Consider the following 12768-nt stretch of genomic DNA (forward strand, 5'->3'; position numbering starts at 1 on the left):
GAAAGCTACACGGCAGGCCTGCACCTCCGCGGATCGATCATGTGGCTGAAGTCCCTGACTCCAGCCACATGATCCAAACCTTGAACAGCTCCTAGTGAGGGTCCTCGGGATGCGGCCCGGTGGCGTACGGGTTCGGCTCGCCCTCCGTGAGCACCCCCACGAACGGTTCGCCCTCCCCCGCGAAGGTGTAGGCACCGCCCTCGATCCGCCCGATCAGGCCGTGGGTCCACTCCGCCTCGCTGTCGGCCGAGTGCACCCACATGTTCATGATTTCGCCGATGTGCCCGAGCTGTTCGGGACCGTCCTGCGGCACGTAGTACTCGGTGACCTCGGCCCGCCACCGTTCGAGCCCCGCGATCCGCTCCTTGAGGAGTGCGACGGCCTCGGCCCGCGGCAGGTCGACGATGAACCCGAGGGCGGCCGAGAGCATGTCCCGCTTCTGGTCGTACGAGGTCAGGGCCTCGCGCAGCAGACCGAGGTACTCCGCGGTGCCCGCGTCGGTGATCTCGTACTCGACCCGGGGCGGGCCGCCGACGGCGCTCGGGGCGACCTCGTGCGCGACGAGGAGTCCCTGCTTCGCCATCTGCTTGAGCGCGTGGTAGATCGAGCCCGGTTTGGCGGTGGACCACTCGTGGGCTCCCCAGTACTCCAGGTCGTTGCGCACCTGGTAGCCGTGCGCGCGTCCGTGCTGACGGACCGCACCGAGAACCAGTAGCCGGATCGCGGACATGAGCGGCTCCTTCCTCATCCTGCTCGTGGGAGCCCAGGCTAATCAAATTTGACCAGTCATGCGAAACAGGCTACCTTCCCCGAGCTAGTCAAGTTTGATTACTGGCGGAGGGGAACGCTTTGACCGACCACTCGACCGACCACTCGGCCGACCACGACCCGACGATCGTGGTCGAGGGACTGCGGAAGAGGTACGGCGACAAGCAGGCACTCGACGGTCTCGATCTCACCGTCCACGGGGGAACCGTCCAGGGGATCCTCGGGCCGAACGGCGCCGGCAAGACCACGGCCGTCCGCATCATGTCCACGCTGCTGCGCCCCGACGAGGGCCGGGTGGAGGTGGCGGGGATCGACGCCGTGACCCGCCCCGACGAGGTCCGTGCGCGGATCGGACTGCTGGGCCAGTACGCCGCCGTCGACGAGGAGCTGAGCGGCCGGCAGAACCTGGAGATGTTCGGCCGCCTCCACCACCTGGGCGCGCGCCGCGCGACCGCCCGGGCCGAGGAGCTGCTCACCCGGTTCGGGCTCACCGACACCGGAACGAAGGCCGTCAAGCGGTACAGCGGCGGGATGCGGCGGCGGCTCGACCTGGCCGCCTCCCTCATCTCCGAGCCGCGGGTGCTCTTCCTGGACGAGCCCACCACCGGGCTCGACCCGCGCGGCCGCACGGAGGTGTGGAACGCGGTGCGCTCGCTGGTCGACGGCGGCACGACCGTACTGCTGACCACGCAGTACCTGGAGGAGGCCGATCAGCTGGCCGACCGGATCGCGGTGATCGACCGCGGGAAGGTCATCGCCCAGGGCACGGCGGACGAGCTGAAGACCAGGACGGGCGGCGACCGGATCGACGTCGTCCTGCACGACGCCGGCCAGCTCGCCAGGGCGGCCTCGCTGCTGCCCGGGGAGGCGAGCGTGGACGAGGACCGCCGGCTGGTCAGCGCCCCGGTCGGCGACCGGATGGCGGCGCTGACGGAGACCGTACGGGCCCTGGAGTCGGCCGGAATCGTGGCGGAGGACATCGCGGTGCGGCGGCCGACGCTCGACGAGGTCTTCCTGCACCTGACGGGCCCGACAGACCTGACGAAGGCGGAGGTGGAGGCGGAATGAGCACGGTCCGGACCATGAAGGCGCCGCACCGCACGGCGACCGCCGGCGGCACGGGCGCGGGTCTGCGCCGGGCCGCCGCCGACTCCTGGACGATGACCAGGCGCGAGCTGGCCCACTGGGCGCGGCAGCCCGTGCAGGTGGTCGTCGGGCTGGTCTTCCCGGTGATGATGCTGCTGATGTTCCGCTACCTGATCGGCGGCGGCCGGGGCGTCGAGGGGGACTTCAAGGACTACCTGGTGCCCGGCATGCTCACCATGACGATGGCCTTCGGCCTGGAGGCCACGATGCTCTCCGTCACCCAGGACCTGGGCAAGGGGATCGTCGACCGGTTCCGCTCGATGCCGATGGCGTCCGGTGCGGTCCTGGTCGGGCGCAGCGTCGCGGACATGCTGCAGTCGACGGTCGGGCTGATCGCGATGATCGCGGTCGGCTACGCGATCGGCTGGCGCTGGCACGGCGGTTTCGCCTCCTTCCTGGGCGCGGTGGGACTGCTGTTGCTGCTGCGGTTCGCGATGGTGTGGATCGGCATCCACCTGGCCATGGTCGCGGGCCGGCCGGAGCTGGTGCAGGCGGTGCAGATCCTGGTCTGGCCGGTCGGCTTCCTCTCGAACGCCATCGCCTCCCCGGAGTCGATGCCGTCGTGGCTGGGCGCGGTCGTGGAGTGGAACCCGATGTCGGCGACGGCCACAGCGGTGCGCGGCCTGTTCGGCAACCCGGGCGCGACCGGTGACTCCTGGGCCGCGACAAACGCGGAACTGCTCGCGGTGGCGTGGCCGACGGCCCTGGTCGCGACCTTCCTCCCGCTCGCGGTCAGCCGCTTCAGGGGCCTCAGCCGCTAGCGGAGGCTCCCTCGATCCGCGGTGCGGCCGGCTTCCCGGCCCACCGCGGACCGGGCGGGCGAGCACGGAGCGCCACGCCCTGAGGTTGACTTGCGCCGATCACAAGTTGAAGAATTCTTCACATTTGCAGATACCGCATTCTTCTATCAAGAGGTTCGGTGCGACCGGCCGCCGCGGCGGCCGCCCCGGGGAGGGCGACGATGAGCGACGTGTTCGACGAGGAACTGCGTGAGCAGCTGGCCGAGGCCCGCCAACTGCGGGACCAGGCAAGGGAGTCGGGCGACGAGGACGGCTTCCAGGCGTACGCGGGGCGGGTGGCGCACCTGCTGCGGATCGCCTCCCAGCACGACATCACCGTGGAGCACGGCGCGGACGAGGCGGAAGGGGACTGGACCGGAAGGGCTACCGACGCCCCCTCGTGACGGGATCACCCGCCCCGGCGTCGGCTCCGGGGCGGGCGATCGGCGGCAGGCGCTTCCGGCTACCCGTCGCATTGCAGATCTTAGCAGTTGCTAATATTGGAAAGTAAGGCACGGGACCGGAGTGGAAGGGGTGGCGGTGGGCATGCAGTGGGACCTCGAACGCGCCGGTGACATCGGCATCATGAAGCTGTCCGGGTTCCTCGGCGAGAACGTGGTGCACCGCTTCACCGGCGCCGTCGACTGGACCGGCGCGCGCTGCTCCGGGGCCGTCGTCATCGACCTCGCCGCGCTCCAGGGCTGGAACGGCGACGGTGAGGCCGCGATCGTCAACGCCGCCGGCCGCCTCGGCCCCGACCACGGCCTGCTGGCCGTGTGCGGCCTCGGCGAGCGGGCCGCACCCCTGCTCGCCACCGCCCACGGCCTGGGCCTGCTGCGGCTGTTCCCCGACACCGACACCGCGCTGGCCGCCCTCACCCCGCGCTGACCAGGCGGTTCGCGGCATTGCTACAGTCTGGAGCGATGATGCCCAGCCCAGCCGACACCCGACGCGGGCGGTGAATCCGATGACCGCCGACACCCCTCGCCGGCCCTCCGTCACGGCCGCACCGCTCTACCAGCACAAGGCCGAGTTCTTCAAGACCCTCGGCCACCCCGTGCGCATCCGCGTCCTGGAACTGCTCAGCGAACGCGAGCACGCCGTCGCCGAACTGCTCCCGGAGGTCGGCGTCGAGGCGGCGCACCTCTCCCAGCAGCTCGCCATCCTGCGCCGCACCGGCGTCGTGGCCTCCCGACGCGAGGGCACCTCCGTCGTCTACCGGCTCACCAGCCCCGAGATCGGCGAACTCCTGACCGTCGCCAGGTCCATCCTCGCCACCCTGCTGACCGACCGCGCCGAACTCCTCGACGACCTGCGCCCGGACACCGGTCCCGCGTCCGACGGCTGACCCCGTCGGCGGGCCGCCCGGCAGGTCGGACGTGCCGTCGGCCAGGTTGCCGGGCGGCCGAGCCGCCACGCCCTCCTCGGGGGACGGCACCCCTGGCGACGCGTCACCGCACTCCCGGACGGCGGTCGGTCATGCCCGGCACACCCAGTCCTCACCAATCAACGATCCTTCAAACAGCAGGAGAACAACCCGTCGCGGCTGGGAATTGGCGAGCGATGTTCAAAGGTTGATGTAGAATCATAGGCGTAAGGAGGCCTTGGGGCTGATGCTGAAGGCGTCGGCGGCCTCCCACCGGCAGGGGGAAAGACCGTCATGAACTACCACCTCGACACCGCGCGGGCCATCATCAACGAGCGGATGCGGGAGGCCGAGCAGCACCGCCTCGCCCACGCGCTCTACCTGAAGAACCGCGCCGAGGCCAAGTCCCGTCGGGCGCGTCTGCTCCTCGCCCGCCTCGGCGGCTGAGCACCGCGACCGCAGGCCGTCGACCCGGAAGCCGCACCACCGCGACCGCCGCTCTCCCCGGGGAGCACCGGCAGGTCAGCCGGGGTAGCCGTCGATCCGGTCGACGTGGGAGAGCACAGCACCGGCACCGTCCTCGGCCGCCATCAGCGCACCGACGGCGGCCGCGCTTCGGCGGACCGGCTCCGCCAGCGCCGCCGTGATCGCGGCGGCGAGGCGCTCGGCGGTGAGATCGGCGAACGGCACGGGCTCCGGGGCGACTCCCAACCGGTGCAGCCGTTCCGCCCAGAACGGCTGGTCGACCATGACCGGCACCGGCACGGCGGGAACGCCGGCCCGTAGCGCGGCGCCCGTGGTACCCGCTCCGGCGTGATGCACGACGGCGGCCGTCCGCGGGAACAGCCAGTCGTGCGGCAGGTCCCCGACGGACAGGACGTCGTCACCCGCCGCCTTCAGCCCGGCCCACCCGGCCTGGACCACCGCGCGCACGCCCGCCCGACGCACCGCCTCCGTCACCAGCTCACCGAGCCGCTCACCCTCCCCCGGCGCCATGCTGCCGAAACCGACGAACACCGGTGCCGGACCGGCCTGGAGGAAGTCGACCAGTTCAGCGGGAGGCTGCCAGTCCAGCGGCCGGGCGGGCCACCAGAAGCCCGCCACCTCGACCGGGGCCGGCCAGTCCGCCGGGCGCGGCAGCAGCAGCGGACTGTAACCGTGGACGACCGGACGGGTGTGTCCGAGCGGTTCCGGCGGCGTCGTGCCGGGCAGGCCGAGACGCTCGCGCATCCGGGCCACCGCGCCCGAGAACAGCCCTTCCGCACTCCGGAGCCGCTCCCGGCCGACCGCCAGGTTCTCCTCCGGCCCGAGGTCCCCGGCGACGCCGGGGCCGGGCAGCGGGAACTCCGTGGTGGCGAAGGCCGGCGTGAGGTACGTGCCGAGGACGGGCACGCCGTGGGCCTCCCCCGCCGTCCGGCTGAGCGACGACGGGGCGAAGGCGGTGAGCAGCAGGTCCGCCCCGCCCGCCACGGCGTCCGCCACACCGTCGGCGAGCCCGTCCACGAAGGCGGTCATCAGCGCGCGGGTCTCCTCCCGCGACGTCGCGCGGGCCCTGGCGCGGATCAGCTCCTCCGGGTCCCCCGGCAGCGGCCGGTACTCCAGCCCGCAGCCCTCGATCAGCGTCTCGAAGGTCGGATGGGCGACGACGGCGACCCGGTGCCCGGCGTCCGCCAGGCATCGGCCCAGGCCCGTGAACGGCGCGACGTCCCCGCGGGAACCGGTGGTGACGATCAGGATCCGCATGGGGGTGATTCTCCATGCCGGGCCGGTGCGTCGGGAACCCGGGCCGGCGGCCGGCAGGGGCGCGGCCCGCGCGGCCGGGGGCGCGTCGCGGACGCGGGCCGATCCACGCGACGCGCCCCAGGACAACGGAGCCGTCCCACGGGACGATGGAAGCACCCCCGGGCTCCGGCGGGAACGGCCGTGGGCGCGGGTCCGACGACGGACCCCGGTGGGCGCGGGAGCGGCCGAGCGGGGACGACGGGAGTGAGTGCGATGTCCGATGGCGCAGACGCCGGCCACCGCGCGCTGGTCGACGAGCTCGCCGCGCTGGTGGGACTGGCGCACACCGCGCTCGGCGGTGTGACGGCCGTCCTCATGGAGCCGGACGACGGCGAGGACGGGATCGAAATCGCGGAGACGGCCCTGGGCGAGCTGCTGGCCCGGGTCGAGGAGGACGCCGCCGCGACGCCCGGCGGGCGGGCCGGGGTCGTCGTGGGCGTCCACGTGGGGTGCGAGGTCGAGGCGCTCGCCCAGCTGACCCGGCGGTTGCTGGAGGCGGCGTGGGCCCGCCAGGAGCGGGGGGCGTTCGTCGAGCGGCTGCGGGACCCGCTGCGCGGGCTCGCCGGTGCGGCGCTGGACCTGGTCGCACGGTCCGCCGGCGTCCTGCGGTCCGGGGCGGCCGAGGGCGTCGCGGACGTGCTGAGCGAGCTGCACCAGGTCGGACAGCGGCAGCGGCTGCTGTACGGACTACTGCTGCGCGAGGACGTCCGCGAGGACTCCCGAGCGGAGGCGACGGACCCGGTCGACGTCACCGACCTCGTCCTGCTGGCCTGCTGCTACCAGCAGTGCGCCGACCGTGCCGGGGCGATCGCCCGCCACGCCGTGCTCTTCGCGCAGGCCGGGCCCTGAGGCCCGGGTGCCGCTCCCGGCCGGTTCCGTTTGCCCCGGCCGTTCACCCGGCCGGATACTCGTGCGCGGGGCCACTCGCGCACGGAACGCCGCACGGCAGGGCGGAGGGAACCGGTCATGGCAGCCAGGGGCTGGCAGTTCTGGGTGGACCGGGGCGGGACCTTCACCGACGTGGTCGCGCTGGCGCCGGACGGCCGTCTGCTCACCCACAAGCTGCTCTCCCACGACCCGGCGCTCGACCGCGACCCCGCCGTGGCCGGGATCCGGGCCCTCCTGCCGCCCGGGGCGGACATCGACTCGGTCCGGATGGGCACCACGGTGGCCACCAACGCCCTGCTGGAGCGCACCGGCGAGCCGACCGTCCTGGTCATCACGCGCGGCTTCGCGGACGCGCTGCGGATCGGCTACCAGAACCGGCCGCTGATCTTCGCCCGTGAGATCGTGCTGCCCGAGCCGCTGTACAGCCGCGTGGTCGAGGTGGACGAGCGGATCGCCGCCGACGGCCGGGTGCTGCGCCCGCCCGACCTCGACCGGCTCGCGGAGGAACTGCGCGACTGCCGGCGCGCGGGCCTGCGCTCCGTCGCCGTGGTCTGCCTGCACAGCTGTCTGCACCCCGCCCACGAGCGCGAGATCGGCCGGCTCGCCGAGCGGCTCGGCTTCGACCAGGTGTCACTGTCCAGCGAGGCGAGCCCGCTGATGAAACTGGTGCCGCGCGGGGACACCGCGGTGGTCGACGCCTACCTCGACCCGGGGCTGCGCCGCTACGTGCGCCAGGTGGCGGACCAACTGGCCGGTGTCCGGCTGATGTTCATGCAGTCCAACGGCGGGCTCGCCGAGGCCGGCCACTTCCGGGGCAAGGACGCGATCCTGTCCGGCCCGGCCGGCGGCATCATCGGCATGGTGCGGATGTCGGAACTCGCCGGCCACGGGCGGGTGATCGGCTTCGACATGGGCGGCACCTCCACCGATGTCTCGCACTTCGCGGGCGAGTACGAGCGGGTGGTGACCACCCAGGTCGCCGGGGTGCGGCTGCGGGCCCCGATGCTGGCGATCCACACCGTCGCCGCGGGCGGCGGCTCGGTGCTCCGCTTCGACGGTGAACGCCTGCGGGTCGGCCCGGACTCGGCCGGTGCCTTCCCCGGCCCCGCTTGCTACCGCAACGGCGGGCCGCTGACCGTCACCGACGCCAACCTGCTGCTCGGCCGGATCCAGGCCGAGCACTTCCCCCGGGTCTTCGGACCGGACGGCGACCGGCCGCTCGACCGCGGCCCGACCGAACGCCGGTTCGCCGAACTGGCCGGGGAGATCGGCGACCGCACCGCCGAGGAGGTGGCCGACGGGTTCCTGCGGATCGCGGTCGGCAACATCGCCAATGCGATCAAGCGCATCTCCGTCCAGCAGGGCCACGACATCACCCGGTACACGCTGACCACCTTCGGCGGCGCGGGCGGCCAGGTCGCCTGTCCGGTGGCCGAGGCACTGGGCGTGCGCACCGTGCTCGTCCCGCCGATGGCCGGGGTGCTGTCCGCCCTCGGCATCGGCCTGGCCGACACCACCGTCCTGCGCGAGCGGGCCGTCGAACGGCCCCTGGCCGAGGAGGAGATGGGCGCCGTACGGGCCCTCGCCGACGAGCTGGCGCGCGCGGCCCTCGACGAACTGCTCGACCAGGGCGTGCCCCGGGAGCGGATCCGGCTGACCCACCGGATCCGGCTGCGCTACCAGGGCACCGACAGCACCATCGGCGTCCCGCTGGGCGAACCGGCCGGCATGCGGGCCGAGTTCGAGGAGCGGCACCGGGCCACCTACTCCTTCCTGATGGACCGCCCGCTCACCGTCGAGGCCCTCGCCGTCGAAGGCACCGGCCTGACCGAGCGGCCCGTGCTCGACACCCTCTCCCCCGCGCCGGCCCCGGCGGGGCCCGTCACCGTCGCCCTGTACACCGGCGGCCGCTGGCACCGGGTCCCGCTGCTGGAGCGCGAGTCGATGCGGGCGCAGGACACCGTCACCGGCCCGGCGGTGATCGCCGAGGCCAACGCCACCACCGTGGTGGACGCCGGGTGGCGGGCGACCGTCACCGCGGCCGGGCACCTGCTGGTCGAACAGGTCGGGGCCACCGCCGAGGAGAGCGTCCCGACCCGCGCCGACCCGGTCCTGCTGGAGGTCTTCAACAACCTCTTCATGGCCATCGCCCAGCAGATGGGCGCCCGGCTGGAGTCCACCGCGCAGTCGGTCAACATCAAGGAGCGGCTGGACTTCTCCTGCGCGCTCTTCGACCCGGACGGCAACCTCGTCGCCAACGCCCCGCACATCCCGGTCCACCTCGGCTCGATGGGCACCACCGTCAAGGAGGTCCTCCGCCGGCAGGGTCCCCGGATGCGCCCGGGCGACGCCTACGCCGTCAACGACCCGTACCACGGCGGCACCCACCTGCCCGACGTCACCGTGGTGACCCCGGTCTTCGACCCGGACGGCCGCGACATCCTGTTCCTCGTCGCCTCCCGCGGCCACCACGCCGAGATCGGCGGCATCTCCCCCGGCTCGATGCCCGCCGACAGCCGTGAGATCCACGAGGAGGGCGTGCTCTTCGACAACTGGCCACTGGTGGTGGACGGACGACTGCGCGAGCGGGAGACCCGGCGGCTGCTCACCGACCCGCCGCACCCCTCCCGCGACCCGGACACCAACCTCGCCGACCTGCGCGCCCAGATCGCCGCCAACCGCAAGGGCGTCGACGAGGTCAACGCGATGATCGAGCACTTCGGCCTCGACGTCGTCCAGGCCTACATGCGGCACGTCCAGGACAACGCCGAGCAGGCGGTGCGGCGCGCCGTCGACGGCCTCACCGACGGCAGCTGCCGCTACCGGACCGACTCCGGCGCCGTGATCGCCGTCTCGGTGCGCGTCGACCGCCGGGAGCGCCGCGCCACCATCGACTTCGCCGGGACGTCCCCCCAGCTCGCGGGCAACCTCAACGCGCCCTCCGCCGTCGTCACCGCCGCCGTGCTCTACGTCTTCCGCACCCTCGTCGCCGACGACATCCCGCTCAACGACGGCTGCCTGCGCCCGCTGCGGATCCTCGTGCCGCCCGGCTCGATGCTCGCCCCCGCGTACCCGGCCGCCGTCGCCGCCGGCAACGTCGAGACCTCGCAGGCCATCGTCGGCGCGCTCTACGGCGCGCTCGGCGTCCAGGCCGAGGGCTCCGGCACGATGAACAATCTGACCTTCGGCAACGCGGAGCACCAGTACTACGAGACCATCGCCTCCGGCTCCGGCGCCGGGCCGGCCTTCGACGGGGCGGACGCCGTCCAGACCCACATGACCAACTCCCGCCTCACCGACCCGGAGGTCCTGGAGTGGCGGTACCCCGTTCTCGTCGAGGAGTTCGCCGTACGCCCCGGCAGCGGCGGGGGCGGGCGCCGGCACGGCGGCAACGGCGTGCTCCGGCGGCTGAGGTTCCGCGAGGCGATGACGATCAGCGTCCTCTCCGGCCACCGCCGCGTCCCGCCGTACGGCCTCGCCGGCGGCCTTCCCGGCGCGCTCGGCGCCAACCGCGTGCTGCGCCACGACGGAACCGTGGAGGAGGTGCCCGGCTGCGGCAGCGCCGAGCTCGCGGCCGGTGACGCCGTGGAGATCCTCACCCCCGGCGGCGGCGGGTTCGGGCCGCTCCCCGGACCGCACGACGGGCCGCACGACGGGGGCCGGACCACCGGGACCGGTGAGGCCGCACCCCGGGGAACGGGCGCAGGCGACCGGAGACGGCCATGACCACGGCCGGCGCGGTCCCGGCGGACACTCCGCCGGCGTGGGAACTCCCCCGTCACCTCACCGCCGCTGGGTCCAGAGCGGTTCCACCCGCTCCCAGGCGGGCTCCCAGCTCCGCTCCGCCCGCCGGTCCAGGGCGCGGTGGCACACCGTGTAGCCGATCAGGACGAAGGAGCCGAGAGCGAGCGCGGCGCCGAGACCGAGGAGTCCGGCCTCCGTGGCGATCGCGGTGGTGTCGCGGGCCCCGGCGGCCGGGACGCCGGCGTCGTCCAGGTAGATGGGCACCGCCGTTCCGGCGGCCGTCCCGACGGTCACCTGGATGGTGCCCTCGCCCGGTCCGTCGGGGTGGCTCCACCGGGCGAGGGCGTGCGCCCTGGCGTTGCCGGACCAGAGGTAGTCCGACACCGCCGGCCCGGTGGTCGTCGCCACGACGGCGTGCCGGTGGCGCGCCGTCTCCCGCTCGGCGCGGGCCTCGACCCGGTACACCAGCGCGGAGAGCGCCGCGCTCAGGACGAGCAGCACGGCGAGGACGGGCGGCAGCGCGAGGACCAGACGGCTGCGGGCCCGGTCGACCGGGCGGCGCAGCGGGTTGTGGTCCCGCCCGGAGGCGCGGCGGAGCCGGGTGCGGAGCGGCGGGTGCACGGCCGGGTGCTGCTGCGCGGTCATGGCGCGCCTCCTCGGGGCGGGGTGTGCGGTTCGTCGGCGTCGCCCCCAGTCTTTCGGCGCGGCGGGCGCGGTCCCAGGGTCCGCCGGGCCCGCCGCCCGGGCCCTCCGGCCCCTGCGCGGAGGGACCGATGGTGGTGCCATGGAAGTGCGGACGCGATCGGGACCCGCGACGACCGGGGACCGCGGCGTCGTCCGCCGACGAGAGGTGACAGCCATGCACACCGTGATCGTGTACGAGAGCATGTACGGCAACACCCGCGAGGTCGCCGAGGCCATCGCCGAGGGCGTGCACGGCGCCGCCCCCGCCGCGGCCGTCGACTGCCTCCCAGTGGCCGAGGCCACCGCCGAGCTGACCCGGTCCGCCGACCTGCTCGTGGTCGGCGGACCGACCCACATGCACGGCATGTCCTCCGGACTGAGCCGCCGGATGGCCGCCGCGGCGGAGGCGAGGAAGGAGGGCCACGAGGAGACCGCCCGGGAGGCCCGCGAGACCGCCGACGGCGAGGGCCTGCGTTCCTGGTTCCGCCATCTGCCCGACACCGAGCACGGCACCCACGCGGCGGCCTTCGACACCCGGGGCGCCGGCTCGGGCAGCGGCGGCGCCGCCCCCGGCATCGCCCACCGTCTCGAACACCACCACTACGACGTCGTCGCCGAGCCCGAGGGCTTCGTCGTCGAAGGCGTCGACGGCCCGCTCCGGGCGGGCGAACTGGACCGCGCCCGCGCCTGGGGCGCCGCCCTCGTCCAGCGACGAACCGTGTTCGAAAGGACGGAACCGCGATGAGCACGCACACCACCACGACACCGCTGCGCACCAAGCGCTGGACCCTGCGGCTCGACCTCTTCGAGGAGGGCGACGTCACCAACGTCCATGCCGTGCTCGACACCGGTGACAACACCCTGCACAGCCGTACCACCGCCCACCGCAACCCGCACGACCCGCCGGTTCCGGAGATCGGCGACGAGTACGCGGCCGCCCGGGCCCTGATCGACCTCGGGCAGCAGCTGCTGCGCGCCGGCCGCACCGACGCCGCGGCCAACGAGCACGACGCCGGCTGACCCCGCGCTCCCCGCCACCCGCCGGACCCGTCCGGGCGGCCCGGGACCACCGGCCCTACGGCGGGGGCCCATCGGTTCTTCCGGACGCGGCGCGGCAGTTGGTTGACTCCGGTACGGGCACGGCACCGCGCCGACCGGAGGACCGGTCGCGCCCGGGCCGCGAGACGACGGAACTCCCAGGAGGTTGTGGTGGGCGCGACGGCAACAGCGGTCGGGCACGGCGTGGTCCGATCGGTCACCCGCGATCCGCGGGCCCGCACCACGGTGGTGCGGCTGAGCGGCGAACTGGACATGCTCACCGCATCCGGCCTCGTCCCGGAACTCCTGGGACTCGCGGACGAGAACGACCGGGAGCTCGTGCTGGACCTGTCCGGCGTCAGCTTCTGCGACAGCTCGGGGGCGAACGCCTTCCTGCAGCTGAACCGGCGTCTGTCGAAGGGCACCCGGCTGTTCCTGCGCGGCGTCTCCCGGCAGCCCGCGAAGGTGCTGCGGCTGCTCGGCCTGTACCGGTCCGTGCCCTGCGAGTTCGCGCAGCCCGCCCACCCCTGAGCCCGCCTGCCCCGTCCGGCCTTCCCGCTACGGCACTCCGGA

14 protein-coding genes are annotated in these 12768 nt (G+C 73.8%); 11 read left to right on the forward strand and 3 right to left on the reverse strand.

From position 1 onward, the window contains the following. Positions 1–91 precede the first annotated feature (91 nt). Entirely contained in the window at positions 92–730 is a 639-nt protein-coding gene (locus ACFVVU_RS27045; protein WP_380687394.1) for a PadR family transcriptional regulator, read from the reverse strand. Between the two features lie 119 nt (positions 731–849). On the opposite strand from ACFVVU_RS27045, the gene ACFVVU_RS27050 reads away from it, so the two are divergent. The 6 genes from ACFVVU_RS27050 (at position 850) to ACFVVU_RS27075 (ending at position 4506) form a co-directional block, all read left to right on the forward strand. Then, complete coding sequence (locus ACFVVU_RS27050; RefSeq protein ID WP_387792775.1) at positions 850–1836, forward strand: ATP-binding cassette domain-containing protein; 987 nt, start codon at positions 850–852, stop codon at positions 1834–1836. 14 nt (positions 1837–1850) lie between these two features. Then, positions 1851–2675, forward strand: a complete 825-nt coding sequence (locus ACFVVU_RS27055) for an ABC transporter permease (RefSeq protein ID WP_387792916.1) — start codon at positions 1851–1853, stop codon at positions 2673–2675. 200 nt (positions 2676–2875) lie between these two features. Beyond that, a complete protein-coding gene (locus tag ACFVVU_RS27060) occupies positions 2876–3097 on the forward strand; it encodes a hypothetical protein (protein ID WP_380687389.1) in 222 nt (73 codons plus the stop codon). Between the two features lie 136 nt (positions 3098–3233). Continuing rightward, positions 3234–3581 (forward strand): hypothetical protein, encoded by a 348-nt coding sequence (locus ACFVVU_RS27065; protein ID WP_387792777.1) that lies wholly within the window; start codon positions 3234–3236, stop codon positions 3579–3581. A gap of 79 nt (positions 3582–3660) precedes the next feature. Beyond that, positions 3661–4041, forward strand: a complete 381-nt coding sequence (locus tag ACFVVU_RS27070) for an ArsR/SmtB family transcription factor (RefSeq protein ID WP_387792779.1) — start codon at positions 3661–3663, stop codon at positions 4039–4041. A 312-nt stretch (positions 4042–4353) separates the two neighbouring features. Further along, the gene (locus ACFVVU_RS27075; RefSeq protein WP_350550125.1) at positions 4354–4506 is read left to right on the forward strand and encodes a hypothetical protein; all 153 of its coding nucleotides are present in this window, start codon (positions 4354–4356) and stop codon (positions 4504–4506) included. 75 nt (positions 4507–4581) lie between these two features. Here the strand turns inward: ACFVVU_RS27075 and ACFVVU_RS27080 are convergent, their stop codons facing one another. Beyond that, entirely contained in the window at positions 4582–5802 is a 1221-nt protein-coding gene (locus ACFVVU_RS27080) for a glycosyltransferase (protein ID WP_387792781.1), read from the reverse strand. 252 nt (positions 5803–6054) lie between these two features. On the opposite strand from ACFVVU_RS27080, the gene ACFVVU_RS27085 reads away from it, so the two are divergent. Continuing rightward, positions 6055–6690, forward strand: a complete 636-nt coding sequence (locus ACFVVU_RS27085; protein WP_387792783.1) for a hypothetical protein — start codon at positions 6055–6057, stop codon at positions 6688–6690. Between the two features lie 117 nt (positions 6691–6807). Further along, complete coding sequence (locus ACFVVU_RS27090) at positions 6808–10455, forward strand: hydantoinase B/oxoprolinase family protein (RefSeq protein WP_387792785.1); 3648 nt, start codon at positions 6808–6810, stop codon at positions 10453–10455. A gap of 57 nt (positions 10456–10512) precedes the next feature. Here the strand turns inward: ACFVVU_RS27090 and ACFVVU_RS27095 are convergent, their stop codons facing one another. Then, positions 10513–11118: a hypothetical protein gene (locus tag ACFVVU_RS27095; RefSeq protein WP_387792787.1), complete on the reverse strand. Its 606-nt coding sequence runs from the start codon at positions 11116–11118 to the stop codon at positions 10513–10515. A gap of 214 nt (positions 11119–11332) precedes the next feature. On the opposite strand from ACFVVU_RS27095, the gene ACFVVU_RS27100 reads away from it, so the two are divergent. From ACFVVU_RS27100 to ACFVVU_RS27110, 3 genes are all read left to right on the forward strand, one after another. After that, positions 11333–11902 (forward strand): flavodoxin family protein, encoded by a 570-nt coding sequence (locus ACFVVU_RS27100; protein WP_387792789.1) that lies wholly within the window; start codon positions 11333–11335, stop codon positions 11900–11902. Next, the gene (locus tag ACFVVU_RS27105) at positions 11899–12177 is read left to right on the forward strand and encodes a dsRBD fold-containing protein (RefSeq protein WP_387792791.1); all 279 of its coding nucleotides are present in this window, start codon (positions 11899–11901) and stop codon (positions 12175–12177) included. Before ACFVVU_RS27100 ends, ACFVVU_RS27105 begins: the two co-directional genes overlap by 4 nt. A gap of 189 nt (positions 12178–12366) precedes the next feature. After that, the gene (locus ACFVVU_RS27110) at positions 12367–12726 is read left to right on the forward strand and encodes an STAS domain-containing protein (protein ID WP_380682689.1); all 360 of its coding nucleotides are present in this window, start codon (positions 12367–12369) and stop codon (positions 12724–12726) included. Positions 12727–12768 lie beyond the last annotated feature (42 nt).

It is taken from the genome of Kitasatospora sp. NPDC057965 (assembly GCF_042887135.1).
Lineage (GTDB): Bacteria > Actinomycetota > Actinomycetes > Streptomycetales > Streptomycetaceae > Kitasatospora.

Coding starts and splice junctions, on each gene's coding strand:
- ACFVVU_RS27090 (WP_387792785.1), top strand. CDS start 6,808: ATGGCAGCCAGGGGCTGGCAGTTCTGGGTGGACCGGGGCGGGACCTTC.
- ACFVVU_RS27070 (WP_387792779.1), top strand. CDS start 3,661: ATGACCGCCGACACCCCTCGCCGGCCCTCCGTCACGGCCGCACCGCTC.
- ACFVVU_RS27075 (WP_350550125.1), top strand. CDS start 4,354: ATGAACTACCACCTCGACACCGCGCGGGCCATCATCAACGAGCGGATG.
- ACFVVU_RS27080 (WP_387792781.1), bottom strand. CDS start 5,802: ATGCGGATCCTGATCGTCACCACCGGTTCCCGCGGGGACGTCGCGCCG.
- ACFVVU_RS27060 (WP_380687389.1), top strand. CDS start 2,876: ATGAGCGACGTGTTCGACGAGGAACTGCGTGAGCAGCTGGCCGAGGCC.
- ACFVVU_RS27055 (WP_387792916.1), top strand. CDS start 1,851: ATGAAGGCGCCGCACCGCACGGCGACCGCCGGCGGCACGGGCGCGGGT.
- ACFVVU_RS27085 (WP_387792783.1), top strand. CDS start 6,055: ATGTCCGATGGCGCAGACGCCGGCCACCGCGCGCTGGTCGACGAGCTC.
- ACFVVU_RS27100 (WP_387792789.1), top strand. CDS start 11,333: ATGCACACCGTGATCGTGTACGAGAGCATGTACGGCAACACCCGCGAG.
- ACFVVU_RS27095 (WP_387792787.1), bottom strand. CDS start 11,118: ATGACCGCGCAGCAGCACCCGGCCGTGCACCCGCCGCTCCGCACCCGG.
- ACFVVU_RS27045 (WP_380687394.1), bottom strand. CDS start 730: ATGTCCGCGATCCGGCTACTGGTTCTCGGTGCGGTCCGTCAGCACGGA.
- ACFVVU_RS27105 (WP_387792791.1), top strand. CDS start 11,899: ATGAGCACGCACACCACCACGACACCGCTGCGCACCAAGCGCTGGACC.